Source organism: Mesorhizobium sp. L103C119B0, from assembly GCF_000502235.1.
Taxonomy (GTDB): domain Bacteria; phylum Pseudomonadota; class Alphaproteobacteria; order Rhizobiales; family Rhizobiaceae; genus Mesorhizobium.
Genome location: NZ_AYXE01000004.1, coordinates 168333 through 181762, shown reverse-complemented (window position 1 = coordinate 181762; position 13430 = coordinate 168333). Strand labels below are relative to the sequence as shown.

The following is a 13430-nucleotide window of genomic DNA, read 5'->3' as shown; positions in this document are numbered from 1 at the left end:
GGTGATGAATCCAGAGGAGCTGGACCATGAAGACTTTCCCCCTCATCCCATGCGTGCTGCTCTTGGCGCTGGTCGACCCGGCGGCCGCGCAGGACAATAGCGACCAGCACGGCCCTGCCGCGCCTTGCCAGGCGCAGCCTCAGGACGATGGTCAGAAGCCGCCGGCCGCCAATGGCGGTGGCGAATCGTCCAGCACGCTCGGTCCCTGCGGCGGCGTGCTGCAGCCGCCGCCCAGTGGTGACCAGGGTATGACGCAGCCGCCGCCGGATCAGGGCAAGACGCCGGTGATCAAGCCTGGCGAGGTGCCTGCGCAGCCGCCGAAGCAATGACCTTTGCTTGAAACTTCACGGCGTGGCACGAAGGCGGTCGGTTCCGGTCTTGGCCGGGCACGACGCGGTCACCGGATCAATGCCGGCGCCGGCCGCGATCGCCACCGGAATTGGAGCCGTGCATCGTCCATGTCGAAGGTCTCCTGAGGGATTGTGCTTCAATGCGAATCTTGCGGGTGCGGGTTCTGCTGGCATGACCGGAAGCCGATCAATTTAGTCTCCGCTTGCGGAACAAGACCGTACCGGCTGCGTTTGCCTCCAGGAGCCCGCCACCTCGATCTGCGCTGTTTTCGCCTCATGCGGGAACACGGCGGAGCTCGCCAACAACGACAGGAGACGAAGATGAAAACCATCCTTATTCCCGCCGTCGCCGGGCTCGCCATGATCGCTGGTATCGGCATTGCCGCCGCCGACGAGGTCATCGTCACGCAGCCGGCACAGCAGCAGGTGATCATCACCCCGGAACAGCGCACGGTCGTGCACCAATACGTAAAGAAACATCCGCTTGCCTCGGTCAATCTGCTCGGCGTCGAATTGAATGTCGGCACTGCCTTGCCTGACACTGTCGAGCTGCAGGAGGTTCCCGACGTTCAGTACAGATACGCCGTCGTCGACAACCATACCGTGTTGGTCGACCCCAGCACGCGCAGGATTGTCGAGGTGGTCGAGTAACGCTCGACAACCTAACCATTCATCGGTGATACGGCCCTGTCGTTCTTCCCAAAAGGGCGGCAGGGCCGAATGACGAACATGATGAAAGGAGAATTGCCATGTTGCCGCATGTCGAGACCCCGAACTCCGCCAATGTTGCGGCGTGTTGCGACAAGTTGCTGGCCGAGCGCAACACGGCGCTGTTATCGATGAAGGAAGCGATCGCGCTCCTGCGGGAGCGCACCGGCACCGATCGTTCGGATGCCGACCTCGCCGGGCTGATCGTCAAGAAAGCGGCGCTGCTCGGCGTTGCGGTGATTTCCGACCCGCGCTGAGATGTCTCGTCACTCAAGACGCCGGCCGAATTTTCGGCTAATGTTTTCGTGGAATCTGGACCAACCGACCGGACCCAACCACGGAGGCTTAAGTGACGGACGACAAACAGGACCGCATTCGCCAGCGCGCGCACGAGATCTGGGAAAAGGCCGGCCGGCCTGAAGGCGCGCATCAGGAACACTGGGAGCAGGCCACGGCTGAAGTCGATGGCGCGGTCGCCAAGCCCAAAAAGGCGGCGAAGAAAGCTGACGCCAAGCCCCCCAAGGCAGCCGCCAAGCCAAAGGCGGCGAAGCCTGCCGCCGCAAAGTCCGGCAAAGCCAAATCGAAATAAGGCCAGAAATAAGGCCAGTCGAAATAAAGCAAGGCCGGAATTCGCTGGCCGGGGCCATCCTTGGCGCCCGCCGTTCAGGCGCGCCCGAGCCTCTCAACCTGACGAATTGCGCCTGCGACGGGCAGCGCAATTCCTTGTGTTTGGCGACAGGCGCCCTCATGCCTCCCAGGCATAACTCGACAGCGCAAAGCGAATGCCGGCAGCTGTCATGGCCAGTTCGCATTCGGTGATCTGGCGCAGGTGGCGCAGATAGCGCGTTACAGTCTGTGGCAGCCAGCCGGCGCAGGCCTCGACATAGGCGCGGCTGTGAACAAGGGTGCCGGTCGACAGCCTCTCGTCCTTCTCGGCAACGACTTTCAGATATTGGCGGATGAAGCGGATGTCGTCGGCGATGTCTTGGCTGGCCATTCGCCAAGCCCCGGCGAGGCGTTCGCACTGATCGAATGACAAGGGCAACAAAGGGGGCGGCAATAAAGGCGGCGGCAACAAAGGCGGCGGCAACGACGGGGGTGACAGCAAAGGCCGAGAGAGATCGGCGAAGGCAACATGGTTCGCTGTGCTCAAGGACATTCCTCTCTGCGAAAAGAGATATCGTACTTTATGTACGAATAAGCGTCAAGCCAATTTCGTACGGTTGGGACGATGGAAATGAATATAGCAGCGGTCGCTTCAGCTAATCCCGCATCGTGAATCCTTCAGGAGTCGCACCAATTTCGCGGAGGGATTTCCCCAGGATGGTGTGACTGTTTTCCCTCGTGGCGGCGTCGAACAGGTTCAAGCCGCCCCGGATCGTCTCGCGCCAGTTTTCGCCCTTGTCCCACGCTTCCATGAAGGCGAAGGCAAGGTCGTCCTGGCGACGCGTGGCTTCGAGCGCTTGGGTCAGCAGGCGCGCTTGATGGAGATCCTTCTCCCGCTTGGCGCCAGCGCTCGGCCCGCGTCGCGAGGCGACGATCAGCTTGTGGATGGCGTAGCGCTGGGGCGAGGGGACCAGCACAGGCAAGCCCGAGCGATGCAGGAGCACAGTCCGGATGGGGTCGCGGATAAGGAAATCCAGAAACCGTAAGGGCTGCGCGGAGTCTCTGCCGTTTTCTTATAATTACGTTTATCAGCTTGAATTTCAACGCAGTTATAAGAAGTTCGTGGAAACGTTATAACGCAACGAACTGACGAGTCGTCTGTTAACGCCCGGGCGCCCGGCACGTCTGGCCCAAAACACTTTCCCGCAGTGCCTCAACAAACGGCTTCCCCAATGCCGCGAACGGTGCTTTAACCCGCCCATCCACAGGGGTGCTCCGTATCGTCGGGGCTGAGATGAGGGCGGCAAGCCTTCGGACCCTAAAGCTGATCTGGATAATACCAGCGGAGCGAGGCGGGCGATGTTTTCAGGCGCACAGATTTCCCTTTATCCCATGACCGACGATTTCGTCGGCGTCATCCTCGGCGCGCTCGGCGCGCTCGATCCCTGGCGCGACCGGCTGCGGATCGAAACCGATGACATCTCGACCCTTATGGTCGGGCCGCCCGAGGTGCTGTTTCCCGCCATGCGCGACCTGTTCGTCGCGGCGGCCAAAAGCGGCAAGCACTGCGTGCTTTCGGCGGCGGTCTCGCGCGGCTGTCCGGGCGAGCCCGACGATCCGATCTGCCGCTCCGACGAGACCGGCGGCCCCGCCATTCCGCTGGACGAGCGCAAGATCGCCGCGATCCGCGCTGTCCAGGCCACGCCGTCGACCGGCCAGCCGGTGGCGGCGCAGTTCTCGCTCTACGTTATGGGCACGGGCGACCATATGGACGAGATCTACGGCTGCATCGATTTCCTGAAACAGTCCGGCGTCTTTGAGCGCTCAAAGAACTTCTGCACCAAATTGCGTGGCGATGCCGGTGCGGTGTTTGCCACGCTCAACGAGGCCTTCTGCCGCTTCGGCCCCGGCGCCGGCCACGTCACCCTCGACATCACGATCTCGGCGAACAGCCCGAGCGCCGTCTGAGCCGCGGCTCAAGCGTCGTTCCTTGAGGATATTGCCGTGGCTGGTTTATCTGACCCATTGCGTGGAGGAGATGCCTCTGACCCCTCAGCACAGAGAGGAGGGGAGCCATTGGCGATTGGCGAAGACCGCGATGCCCACGAATCTCCCCCCTCGAGCAGGAGATGGCCGGCAGGCCAGAGGGGGTCCCAGCGCGTGGAGCGCCGACGTCCTTTTCGCATCGGCAAGGCGTGGGCGCTCTATGCGAGACGACCCCCTCTGTCGCCTTCGGCGACATCTCCCCCTCGAGGGGGGAGATTAGCCGCAGCCATCGCCAAGACCATCCCCGCCGCCTGCGCCTCCGCCCTGCTCCTCGCGGCGTGGGAGCTCTACGCCCGCTATGGTGGCGCTGCGCCCACCATGCTGCCGGCGCCGTCGCGCGTGCTGCAGCAGGCCTGGGAGCATCGCGCTGCCCTTGCCGACAACACGCTGCCCACCATCCGCGCCACATCAGCCGGCTTCGCCTGCTCGTTGGTCGCTGCCTTCGTGCTTTCGGCGCTGGTCGATTTCTTGGCCCCGCTGCGCCGCGCGCTGTTTCCGCTGCTGATTATCAGCCAGACCTTGCCGCTGGTCGCGATTGCGCCGCTCATCGTACTGTGGTTCGGCTTCGGGCTGATGCCAAAAATCTTGCTTGTGGCGCTCGTTACCTTCTTCCCGATGATGGTGGCGCTGGTCGAGGGTTTTGCCGCGACCAGCAAGGCGATTTCGCAGATGCTCGCCACCATGGGGGCAGGGCGCTGGCGCATCTTCTGGCTGGCGCGCCTGCCTTCGGCGCTGCCCTATTTCTTCGCCGGGCTGCGCATCTCCATCACCTACGCCGTCGTCGGCGCGATCTTCGCCGAATATGCGGGGGCGGCGAAGGGGCTGGGCATCTACATGCTCAATGCCAAGAACAACTTTCGGCCCGATCTGGTGCTCGCCGCGGTCGCCGTCAGCGCCGCGCTCACGCTTGTCTTGTTCGCCATTGCGGTGCTCGTCCAGCGCTTCGCCATGCCTTGGGAGAATGCAGGGAGCGAAAGCCGCGACGGCAAGGTTGAAGCTGCAGAAGAGAACCGTCAATGACGCGGCTCGAACTCCGGGACATCAGGAAGAACTTCGGCGCGCTTGAGGTGCTCGCCGGCATTTCGCTTCATGTCGCGGCCGGCGAGTTCGTCTCCATCCTCGGCCCTTCCGGCGCCGGCAAGTCGACGCTGTTCCAGTTGCTGACCGGCGCGCTGAAAGGCGAGGGCGACATGCGCTTCGACGGCGCGCCATTGCAGGGCAGCCCCTTCGCCTTCATGCCGCAGCGCGACGCGCTGATGCCGTGGCGGCGCGTCATCGACAATGTGACGCTGGGGCTGGAAGTGCAGGGTCTTGGCCGCAAGGCGGCGCGCGAACGCGTCGCGCCGTTGTTCGCTGAGTTCGGCCTTGCCGGTTTCGAGCGCGCCTGGCCGGCCGAGCTTTCCGGCGGCATGCGCCAGCGCGCCGCCCTTTTGCGCACCGTGGTGCAGCAGCGCGACATGCTGCTGCTCGACGAGCCCTTTGGCGCGCTGGATGCACTGACCCGCGCGGGTATGCAGCGCTGGCTGGAAGGCATGTGGCAGCGCCAACGCTGGACGGCGCTGCTGATCACCCATGACGTGCGCGAAGCCGTCTACCTCTCCGATCGCATCTATCTGATGTCGGCGCGGCCGGCCCGCATCATCGGCGAGATTGCCGTGCCGCTGCCGCGCCCGCGCACCACCGGCAGCGATGCCGCGCGCCAGGCCGCCGCGCTCGAAGCCGACATCCTCGACACGCTGCTCAATCCCGGGACTGACCGGGGCTTGTTTCCGCAGACCGCTCAAAGGAGTTTTTCATGACCGAATTCACACGCCGGCAGGCTTTGCTGCTGACGCTGGCTGCCGGACTGCCGCTGGCCTCGCGCGCTCATGCGGCTGCGCAAAAAATCACCGTTGCGCTCGACTGGACGGTCAACACCAACCATGTCGGCCTGTTCGTTGCCCGCGACAAAGGATTCTACAACGAGGCCGGGCTCGATGTTGAGATCCTGCCCTATGGCGATACTGGCGCCGGCACGCTGGTCGCCAACCGCATCGCCGATTTCGGCATTGCCGGCGTTGGCCTGTTTACCCAGCGGGCTGCCGGCGCCGATCTCAAGGCGGTCTACGCCGTGGTCCAGCAGGAGACCGGCCGGTTGGTCTTCAACGCGGATCGCGGCGAGATCAAGAGTCCCAGGAATCTCGACGGTCTGACCTATGGCGGCTTCGGCAGCGCCTGGGAAAACACGCTGATCTCGACCATCATCCGCCACGATGGCGGCAAGGGCGTTTTCGAGACGGTGACATTAGGCACCTCGGCCTATGAGGCGCTGGCCAACGGCTCGGTCGACTTCACGCTGGAGGTCTCGACCTGGGAAGGCGTCGCTGCCGAGTTGAAAGGCGTCAGGCAGCGCGGCTTCCGCTACGCCGACTACGGCGTGCCCGACGAGCACACCACCTTGATCGCCTCCAGTGATGCCTATCTCCAGGCAAATCCAAAGGCGGCGTCATCCTTTGTCGAGGCGACGCGGCGCGGCTACCAATTTGCCTGCGATCACCCGCAGGAAGCCGGCGATCTGCTGATCGCTTCCAACAAGGATGCGCTGACCGACCCGGCGCTGATCCACGCTTCGCTGAAGATGCTCGTCGACGGGCACTTCCTCAGAAGCCAGGCCGGCGTCATCGGCACCATCGACAAGGCCAAGATCGAGGCGATGGGAACCTATCTCTTCAACGCCGGCATATTGCTCGATGGCGATGGCAAGGTTCTGAAGGAGAAGCCGGATTTCGGGGGGTATTTTACGAACGAGTTTTTGGGCGCGTAATCTCCCCCCTCGGGAGATGTCGCCGAAGGCGACAGAGGGGGTCGGTACGTCCTGACGCGACTTCCTATCGCGGACAGAGGACGTCAGCGCCTTACGCGCGGCGACCCCCTCTGGCCTGCCGGCCATCTCCCCCTCGAGGGGGGAGATTGCGCCTCACCGCCTTCTCCCTCACATATCGATCATCGAGCGCTTCACCCGGCCGATGATGGTGATGGCGCCTTCGAGCGCCGGCGGCGGGATGTCCATGTAGGAGGCCGGCTGGAAGGGCGGGTTCTCGTTGGGGCGGTAGCGCTTGTAGGTGGCCTGGCCGGATTCGTCCGAAATGACGTAGCAGCCATTAGTCACCAGCCGCTTGTCCCTGAGGTTGACGAAGATGATCGAATCCGGTGGCGAGATCTTGTTCATCGACGGGCCGTCGACGCGTAGCGCAATCCATTGGCCCTGCTCCAGATCGGTGGTGGGGATGGTCGGATAGTCGCTGAGATTGACCACCATGTCCTGGCTGCCGAGTTCGCCGGCGCTGATCCATGAGACGATGGGCACGTCGACGGTGGCCAGCGACGGCATCGGGATCTGCCGGCCCGACTCGTCAAAGCCGAAATGGCCACCCGAAAGGCTGCCGCCGTCGCCGTTGAACAAGAGCCAGCCGGGATCGACGCCGAACAAGCGGCCGTATTTCTCCGCCGCCTTGCGCGACAGCGGCCGGTTGCCATTCTCGTGACTGATCAGCGTGTTCTTGTTGATGTCGCGCAATGCCCGCGCAGCGTCGCTCGGCGAGGCATAACCCGCCTCCGCCCGTGCCTGCTGCAATCTGTGCCTCGGTTCCTGCATCGTACAAATTGCCTGAAATTTATCGTCCAATATGTACGATTTCGCTTGCGTACGTTTCGTACATATCGTACGCTTAGCGCATGATCGAACAAATCGCAAGCGTTTCCGCAGACATCCTCAGCTTTCTCCCATCGTCCGGGCTGTCCTCCTCCCCGGTCCGGACGCAAACCGGGGCTTCTGCCCCGGATCCGGTCGAACCGTCGTCCCCCCGATCGACCGGAACGGCCGGAGCCGCTCCTCTCCCGGCTCCGGCCACCTCTTCAGCCCATGGCGCCGCCGGTGCGCCAAGGGCTGTTTCCGGCGGGCAGGGCCTTTCCTGCATCCGCACGGAAGACGGCACCGTCATCCTGTTCGACCGGCTGACGGGCAGGGCAGTTTCCGCCATCACCAAAGCTGCCGCCGAAGCCGCCTTGCGGCATCTCGCCGGCTCGCTGCCGGCCGTCAGTATCGGCTGACCGCACCGACCATCCGCTCTGATTTTTCCCGTGGGCCCTCGGGGCCGGCGCTCGGTCTTTGCGCGCGCAATCAATGGATACCGACATGACTGCCTATTCCGACACCGAATTGCAGGAGATCGCCGTCTGGCTGAGGGATGGCCTGTCGGCCACAGGGATCGCCGTCCGCTTCACGGCGCTGCGCGGCAGTCCGGTCTCGCGCAATGCCATCATCGGCATCGTCCACCGCAACAGCGCGTTGAAGACCATCGGCTTCGCCAACCCCAGAGGCGGCAGGTCCGGCGGCCGACCGAGGAAGAATGCGACGGGGAAGACTGCGGCAAACGAGAATACCGCCAAGAGGAATCCGCCGGCGCAGCCAAGCAAGCCCGTAACGGAAGTAGGAGTTTCGAAGCAGGCCGCGCCGGTCAAACCGGCCGCCAAACCGAGCCGTCAGCCATCGGCCAGGCCTCTGTTGCCAGCCCGTCCGGCGCCCTCGATCCCGGGCGAAGGACGGCTGGTGGTGGACGGCGAAATCTACCGCTTCAATGTGCCGGCGCCGCGCCCTGCCTCGCTCGGGCGTCAGCCGCATGTCGCCGCCATGCGCTTCATCGACTGCCTGTTCGACCGCTGCCGCGCGCCGCTCGACCTGACGCTGGAGGAAGACCCCGACAACGATGCTCCCGGCAGTCGGCCGGCGCTCGAGATGCTGTGCTGCGGCCTGCGCACAAGGGCGCTGAAAAGCTACTGCGAATATCATCAGACGCGTTTCCACCGACCTGTGGCGGAGGTGGTGTGAGCGGCTGGGCTCCGTTCCTCGCCTCCGGACGACCCCACCAATGATCGAAAGCCGGCGGGACAGCGCCCCCCTCTGTCCTGCCGGACGTTCGTCGCTCGGAAAGCCAAGCAATTGGCTTTCCGTCCGCTTCGCGGACCACTCCTCAACCCCCACGAGGGGGGCGATCGGATATCGCCGCCGATTTCGCCAATTGCCAACGTTGCAGAGGCGCAGCCGCCGAAACTGCCAATCTCCCCCTCGTGGGGGAGATGCCCGGCAGGGCAGAGGGGGGCGCGAAGGAACGCCAACCTTCCGGCTCAACAACCCAATCCCACAAGGATCCTCCGATGAGCAAAAAAACCGCGCAGAAACGGCAGCCACCAAAACTCCCCACAGGCGAAGCCGAGCAGGTGCGCATCCGCCGCGAGATCGGCCATGATTTCGCGCTGAAGGACGATCGCTTCGGCCGCAAGCGGTTGAGCGTCGGCACCGAAGAGGCGCGGCGCGTCTACGAGGTCTCCAATGACGGCTACACCGCGACCGGCGGCATCGTGCGGGTGCGCAATGTCGATCCGCTGGTCGGCATCACCTCACTGACGCGCCAGCAACGCGAGGCCGGCCAACGGTTTCGCGACGATTTTGAGCGCGCCTCGCGTGACGGGCTGCGGCCGATGCCGTGGGAAGAGCGCATTGACGGCGGCCGCATCAATGGCGGCATCCCCGACCGCGTGCTCAACGCCGGCCGCGCCCACACCCATGCCATCGCCGCCATGGCCCACTGGGAAGTGGCGGAGGTGGTTCGCAAAATCTGCCTCGAAGGCCAGTCGGTGAAGGCGCTCGCCGAACGCACCGGCGAGGGACGAGATGTGGTGGTGAAGATGTTGAAGGTCGGGCTCGACCTTTTGGCCGTGGGTTACGGGATGATGCTGATGCGGAAGCCGCGATAAGGCCGGCAGCCGCGCAGGAAGCGGCCGGCCGGCAGATGCCGGCCGAACCGGTTTCACCCTATCGGATCACCGTTCGCAAACGCGAATTTCCTCGACGATCCTGTGATGATGGCGCCAATGCTTGACCAACTCTATACGGCAATGGCGATGGTGCCTGTGATACCTGTGGTACCTGAAGCCGTTGTCGTAGGCGTCATACTGGTAGTAGGGGCGAGGAGCGTAGCGATCGTAATAGTCGCCATAGCTGTCATTGTAGTCATCGTCATAGTAGCCGTTGCCGATGCCGATCACGACGCGCCCGCCGGCATTCGCCGGGGCGATGATCGCCGCAGCCGCAGTGATAGCGATAGCCGAAGCAAGCAGGAGCTTTCTCATAGCTGCCTCCTATTCAAGGTTGCGCTAATATAACTCGCTGGGCACGACCTCGTTCCATAATTTTGCAAGATGCGAACGACCCCTGCGCCGTGCATTGCGAGGAAAGTCAGCGTCACCTCCTGTCAGCATCGCCCCCCGATTTTTGAACCCTTCGCCGCCCCAGCCATTAATCCGGCATGAATCAGCAAGGGAAGGACGAGACCATGCATGTCATTCTTGGAGGTACCGGCCATGTCGGCTCGGCGGCGGCAATGGCGCTGTTGCGGCAGGGCGAGGATGTCACGGTGGTGACGCGCGACGAGTCGAAGGCCGCATGGTTGGTTGAACAGGGCGCGGAGGCCGCGGTTGCCGATGTGCTCGATGTCGAGGCGCTGCGTGAAGTCTTGCGGCGCGGCAAGCGGGCGTTTCTGCTCAACCCGCCGGCCGATCCATCGACCGACACCGACGCCGAGGAGCGCAAGACGGTTGGCGCCATTGCGGCGGCGCTGGAGGGCTCCGGCCTCGAAAAGCTGGTGGCGGAATCGACCTACGGCGCGCAGGCCGGCGAGGGTGTCGGCGATCTCACCGTCCTTTACGGCCTCGAGCAGAAGCTGAAGGCCCAGGCCATTCCGGCAAGCATCAACCGCGCCGCCTATTACATGAGCAACTGGGATCAGGCCTTGGAGACGGCGCGGCGCGACGGCGTCATCACCTCCTTCTTCCCGGCGGATTTCGAGCTGCCGATGGTGGCGCCGCAGGATCTCGGCGAGGCCGCGGCGAGACGTCTGCTGGAGCCGACGGACAAGACCGGCACGCACTATATCGAGGGCCCTCGGCGCTACTCAGCCGCCGATGTCGCCGCAGCCTTCAGTGCGGCGTTGCGCAAAAACGTGCGCGTGGTCACGGTGCCGCGCGAGCGCTGGACAGAAACCTACGAAAAACTCGGCTTCTCCAAAGCGGCGGCCGAGTCCTACACCCGCATGACCGGGGCCACGCTGGACAAGCCGGCGGAGCCGGAAAACCCGGAGCGCGGCACGACCAGCCTGGAAAGCTATATTGCTGCGCTCGTCGAGGGGCGGCCGGAAGACCTGTTGAAGGGTGCCGCGTAAAGTGAAGGGTTGCTGTTGAGAAACAGGCGCTTCGACGACCTACGTGGCCCGCTATTCCTATTGCCTGACCGTTCGGCAGTTGCCCGCCGGCGGCGTGGTCTTGCAGATATCGATGGAGGTGCGCGTGTCGCCGTGACCGGTTTCGGTTATCAGATTCAGGTCCAAAAGTTCGTATGTCACGAGGTATCGTATGCTGTCGTCGGGTATTTTTTGCATGGCCGATACGATCCACGAACCTGCTTTCATCTCGGTGAAATAGCTGTCGACCTTGCGTTCATACCATTTGGGTATCGGAACGAGGACGATGGTCTTCTTGCCGTGGATTTTCTTGGCGGTCGGCAGCATGATCCGGTGAATGCCGACAAAGGCGCGGCTGTCTGCCAGGCGCCGTACGCCGCCCGCAAGAACCATCGTACAAGCTGACGAACAGACTGCGCCGACGGGGTTGGCGACGCCGAAGCGGAGGTCGCCCGGCCCGCAGGCTTTTGTGTCTGGCGCGCATTCGGAGAACTCCGTCTTGCCAACCATCGTGTCGAGCCCGCTGGCGCGGATCATATGGCCAAGCGCCATCGCCGCATCGGTCTCGCCGCCCGGGGAATTCAACGCCAAAGGCAATTTGCGGGGGCCGAGTTTTTTCAGCAAAGCCTTCAGCAAAGCTGGCGTGCCGGCCACGATGTGACCTTCCGCCGAAATCCATTCCGGGCATGTCGGCTCGCATCCTGGCGTGCTGTTGCGTACAACGACGAAGTGCATCGGCGGTGTATATGCCAGTATGGCAGGCTCAGGCGTCGTTTGGGCGATCGCGCCGCCAATCGCCAGCAGCACGAAAACCAACGTCCATGCGAATGTCTTCATGCCGAGCCTCGCCTGGCAGAGCATCACTTGAGAAATGGGTCTTTGCAAGTATTATCAAAACAAGCCGAGCACGTGTTTCTATGGGCCGCGCACTATCTCTGCATGATGGACAGGCCGCTACTGGCGGCCCCTGTCTGAACCGTCGTCGCTTTCCGCCGCCCCCTCCCACCCGAACACACTGCGCCCTCCCAGCAGATGCGACTGATCGAACTCGCCGGCGACGATTTCCTTCAGGCTCGGCCCGGTGACGTAGCGCTCCAGCCGACGCGCTTCGCCATCCAGCCGCTGCAGCGCGCCGAGCTCTTCCTCGCGGCCGAGCTTGGCCTTGCCGACGGCCGATTTCAGCACCGCGATCGTCTCGTCATAGACTTTCAGCGGCACCGGGAAGGGGTGGCGGTCCTTGCCGCCATGGGCGAGCGAGAAGCGCGCCGGATCGGAGAAGCGGCAGGGCGCGCCATGCACCACTTCCGCCACCATGGCCAGCGCCCGCACCGTGCGCGCGCCGACGCCGGGCACCAGCAGCAGCTCGGGAAAGTCGGCCGGCCCGCTTTCGATGGCGGCGGAAATGTTGCCGTGCAGCCGGTGCATGACGATGTCGCTCTCGCGCACGTCGTGATGCGCCGGCATCACCAGATTGGGCAGCATCGGCTGCGCCGCCGGTTTCGCAGGCGCTGCTTTCGGCGGCGGCTCCAGCACGGCAAGCTCGTCGAGGATCCGTTCCGGGCTCATGGTCTTCAACAGGTCGATCTGGCCGCTACGTGACGGCGCGGCGCGATGGTCGGTCAGGTTGACGATCTCGCCCTGCCGCTCGCCCTCGATCGCCGCATGCGGCTGGTCGACGAAGCTTGTCAGCCCTTCCGACAGCCAGTGATAGCGCCGCGCCTGGCGGCTGTCGCCGTTCATGCCTTGCTGCACCACCACCCAGCGGCTGTCGTCGGTGACGATGAAGCCGTGCAGATAGAGGTCGAAACCGTCCTGCACGGCCGCACTGTCCACCTTGGCGACCAAGCGGCTGGCGGTGGCAAGCGCCGCACCATCGATGCCGACGCGCTCGCCGATCGCCATCAGCTCCTGCGGCGTCTTGCGCGAATGCGCGCCGCGCCCGCCGCAGACATGGATGCCGAGCTCCCGCGACATCGGGTTCAGCCCGCGCTTCAGCGCGCCGACGACCGAGGTGGTGATGCCTGAGGAGTGCCAGTCCATGCCCATGACGGCGCCGAAGGACTGGAACCAGAACGGATGCGCCAGCCGCCGCAACAGCTCGTCGCGGCCATAGTGATGGATGATCGCCTCGCACAACACCGCACCCAGCCGCGTCATACGATCGCCCAGCCATTTCGGAACCCGCCCGCCATGCAGCGGCAAGTCCGCACTGCCGCTTCGCTGCGTCAAGTGAATGCTCCGTGGATGCCGCGCACCGGCGGTGCGCCTGTGATGTAGATGGCATTTGGGGGGCGATTTGCAAGCGGGGTGGGGGCGGCGACTATCGTCGCCCTACGCTCTTCTTGGTGTCTCGCCGAAAGATGCAGTTACGCCGCCTGTCGCACCTGGCAATAAGGTCGGCTCCCTGCTTGAAGGCGAGACAGGTCTCGAATAGAGCTTATCCAAC

The 13430-nt window shown here is 64.0% G+C and carries 17 protein-coding genes, 1 pseudogene and 1 riboswitch; of the genes and pseudogenes, 12 read left to right on the top strand and 6 right to left on the bottom strand.

Annotated elements, in window-relative coordinates; genetic code table 11:
- The first annotated feature begins 26 nt into the window (after window positions 1–26).
- From X728_RS157870 to X728_RS157885, 4 genes are all read left to right on the top strand, one after another.
- Window positions 27–329, top strand: a complete 303-nt coding sequence (locus tag X728_RS157870; protein ID WP_023689013.1) for a hypothetical protein — start codon at window positions 27–29, stop codon at window positions 327–329.
- 342 nt (window positions 330–671) lie between these two features.
- Complete coding sequence (locus X728_RS157875; RefSeq protein WP_023670359.1) at window positions 672–1001, top strand: DUF1236 domain-containing protein; 330 nt, start codon at window positions 672–674, stop codon at window positions 999–1001.
- A 98-nt stretch (window positions 1002–1099) separates the two neighbouring features.
- Window positions 1100–1315 (top strand): hypothetical protein, encoded by a 216-nt coding sequence (locus X728_RS157880; RefSeq protein WP_023670360.1) that lies wholly within the window; start codon window positions 1100–1102, stop codon window positions 1313–1315.
- Between the two features lie 92 nt (window positions 1316–1407).
- The gene (locus X728_RS157885; protein ID WP_023695508.1) at window positions 1408–1647 is read left to right on the top strand and encodes a DUF2934 domain-containing protein; all 240 of its coding nucleotides are present in this window, start codon (window positions 1408–1410) and stop codon (window positions 1645–1647) included.
- 156 nt (window positions 1648–1803) lie between these two features.
- Here X728_RS157885 and X728_RS157890 read toward each other — a convergent pair whose 3' ends face one another.
- Together X728_RS157890 and X728_RS157895 are read right to left on the bottom strand one after the other, a co-directional pair.
- Window positions 1804–2055 (bottom strand): hypothetical protein, encoded by a 252-nt coding sequence (locus tag X728_RS157890; RefSeq protein WP_023684826.1) that lies wholly within the window; start codon window positions 2053–2055, stop codon window positions 1804–1806.
- A 370-nt stretch (window positions 2056–2425) separates the two neighbouring features.
- Window positions 2426–2722, bottom strand: a pseudogene (locus X728_RS157895) (GSU2403 family nucleotidyltransferase fold protein); the annotation flags it as partial.
- Between the two features lie 198 nt (window positions 2723–2920).
- A riboswitch (TPP riboswitch) is annotated at window positions 2921–3033 on the top strand.
- Between X728_RS157895 and X728_RS157900 the strand changes: the two are divergent.
- The 4 genes from X728_RS157900 (at window position 3024) to X728_RS157915 (ending at window position 6513) form a co-directional block, all read left to right on the top strand.
- Window positions 3024–3632, top strand: a complete 609-nt coding sequence (locus X728_RS157900; protein WP_023670364.1) for a YkoF family thiamine/hydroxymethylpyrimidine-binding protein — start codon at window positions 3024–3026, stop codon at window positions 3630–3632. Its footprint overlaps the riboswitch before it by 10 nt.
- Window positions 3633–3887: 255 nt before the next feature.
- Window positions 3888–4730: an ABC transporter permease gene (locus X728_RS157905; RefSeq protein WP_023831086.1), complete on the top strand. Its 843-nt coding sequence runs from the start codon at window positions 3888–3890 to the stop codon at window positions 4728–4730.
- Window positions 4727–5509 carry an ABC transporter ATP-binding protein gene (locus tag X728_RS157910; protein ID WP_023695506.1) on the top strand — a complete coding sequence of 261 codons (783 nt, stop codon included), beginning with the start codon at window positions 4727–4729 and terminating at the stop codon, window positions 5507–5509. The genes X728_RS157905 and X728_RS157910 overlap by 4 nt, the downstream gene beginning before the upstream one ends.
- Window positions 5506–6513, top strand: a complete 1008-nt coding sequence (locus tag X728_RS157915; protein WP_023672481.1) for an ABC transporter substrate-binding protein — start codon at window positions 5506–5508, stop codon at window positions 6511–6513. Before X728_RS157910 ends, X728_RS157915 begins: the two co-directional genes overlap by 4 nt.
- 168 nt (window positions 6514–6681) lie before the next feature.
- Here X728_RS157915 and X728_RS157920 read toward each other — a convergent pair whose 3' ends face one another.
- A complete protein-coding gene (locus X728_RS157920) occupies window positions 6682–7344 on the bottom strand; it encodes a S24 family peptidase (protein ID WP_023689008.1) in 663 nt (220 codons plus the stop codon).
- 80 nt (window positions 7345–7424) lie between these two features.
- Here X728_RS157920 and X728_RS157925 point away from each other — a divergent pair, with 80 nt between their 5' ends.
- From X728_RS157925 to X728_RS157935, 3 genes are all read left to right on the top strand, one after another.
- Complete coding sequence (locus X728_RS157925; RefSeq protein ID WP_023831085.1) at window positions 7425–7799, top strand: hypothetical protein; 375 nt, start codon at window positions 7425–7427, stop codon at window positions 7797–7799.
- An 85-nt stretch (window positions 7800–7884) separates the two neighbouring features.
- Window positions 7885–8577, top strand: coding sequence for a GcrA cell cycle regulator (locus tag X728_RS157930; RefSeq protein ID WP_023831084.1), 693 nt, complete (start codon window positions 7885–7887; stop codon window positions 8575–8577).
- Between the two features lie 326 nt (window positions 8578–8903).
- Complete coding sequence (locus X728_RS157935) at window positions 8904–9503, top strand: DUF6456 domain-containing protein (RefSeq protein WP_023831083.1); 600 nt, start codon at window positions 8904–8906, stop codon at window positions 9501–9503.
- 66 nt (window positions 9504–9569) lie between these two features.
- On the opposite strand, the gene X728_RS157940 is transcribed toward X728_RS157935, so the two are convergent.
- Window positions 9570–9878, bottom strand: coding sequence for a hypothetical protein (locus X728_RS157940; protein ID WP_023831082.1), 309 nt, complete (start codon window positions 9876–9878; stop codon window positions 9570–9572).
- A gap of 203 nt (window positions 9879–10081) precedes the next feature.
- Here X728_RS157940 and X728_RS157945 point away from each other — a divergent pair, with 203 nt between their 5' ends.
- Complete coding sequence (locus X728_RS157945) at window positions 10082–10966, top strand: NmrA family NAD(P)-binding protein (RefSeq protein ID WP_023730350.1); 885 nt, start codon at window positions 10082–10084, stop codon at window positions 10964–10966.
- Window positions 10967–11023: 57 nt separating this feature from the next.
- Here the strand turns inward: X728_RS157945 and X728_RS1000000167755 are convergent, their stop codons facing one another.
- Window positions 11024–11821: a hypothetical protein gene (locus X728_RS1000000167755; RefSeq protein ID WP_155923948.1), complete on the bottom strand. Its 798-nt coding sequence runs from the start codon at window positions 11819–11821 to the stop codon at window positions 11024–11026.
- A gap of 117 nt (window positions 11822–11938) precedes the next feature.
- A complete protein-coding gene (locus X728_RS157950; protein ID WP_023824439.1) occupies window positions 11939–13213 on the bottom strand; it encodes a DUF763 domain-containing protein in 1275 nt (424 codons plus the stop codon).
- Between the last annotated feature and the right edge of the window lie 217 nt (window positions 13214–13430).

What these genes read in the sequence shown, in the direction of transcription:
- X728_RS157870 (WP_023689013.1), top strand. Translation starts at nt 27, where the DNA reads ATGAAGACTTTCCCCCTCATCCCATGCGTGCTGCTCTTGGCGCTGGTC.
- X728_RS157875 (WP_023670359.1), top strand. Translation starts at nt 672, where the DNA reads ATGAAAACCATCCTTATTCCCGCCGTCGCCGGGCTCGCCATGATCGCT.
- X728_RS157880 (WP_023670360.1), top strand. Translation starts at nt 1,100, where the DNA reads ATGTTGCCGCATGTCGAGACCCCGAACTCCGCCAATGTTGCGGCGTGT.
- X728_RS157890 (WP_023684826.1), bottom strand. Translation starts at nt 2,055, where the DNA reads ATGGCCAGCCAAGACATCGCCGACGACATCCGCTTCATCCGCCAATAT.
- X728_RS157900 (WP_023670364.1), top strand. Translation starts at nt 3,024, where the DNA reads ATGTTTTCAGGCGCACAGATTTCCCTTTATCCCATGACCGACGATTTC.
- X728_RS157910 (WP_023695506.1), top strand. Translation starts at nt 4,727, where the DNA reads ATGACGCGGCTCGAACTCCGGGACATCAGGAAGAACTTCGGCGCGCTT.
- X728_RS157915 (WP_023672481.1), top strand. Translation starts at nt 5,506, where the DNA reads ATGACCGAATTCACACGCCGGCAGGCTTTGCTGCTGACGCTGGCTGCC.
- X728_RS157920 (WP_023689008.1), bottom strand. Translation starts at nt 7,344, where the DNA reads ATGCAGGAACCGAGGCACAGATTGCAGCAGGCACGGGCGGAGGCGGGT.
- X728_RS157925 (WP_023831085.1), top strand. Translation starts at nt 7,425, where the DNA reads ATGATCGAACAAATCGCAAGCGTTTCCGCAGACATCCTCAGCTTTCTC.
- X728_RS157930 (WP_023831084.1), top strand. Translation starts at nt 7,885, where the DNA reads ATGACTGCCTATTCCGACACCGAATTGCAGGAGATCGCCGTCTGGCTG.
- X728_RS157935 (WP_023831083.1), top strand. Translation starts at nt 8,904, where the DNA reads ATGAGCAAAAAAACCGCGCAGAAACGGCAGCCACCAAAACTCCCCACA.
- X728_RS157940 (WP_023831082.1), bottom strand. Translation starts at nt 9,878, where the DNA reads ATGAGAAAGCTCCTGCTTGCTTCGGCTATCGCTATCACTGCGGCTGCG.
- X728_RS157945 (WP_023730350.1), top strand. Translation starts at nt 10,082, where the DNA reads ATGCATGTCATTCTTGGAGGTACCGGCCATGTCGGCTCGGCGGCGGCA.
- X728_RS1000000167755 (WP_155923948.1), bottom strand. Translation starts at nt 11,821, where the DNA reads ATGAAGACATTCGCATGGACGTTGGTTTTCGTGCTGCTGGCGATTGGC.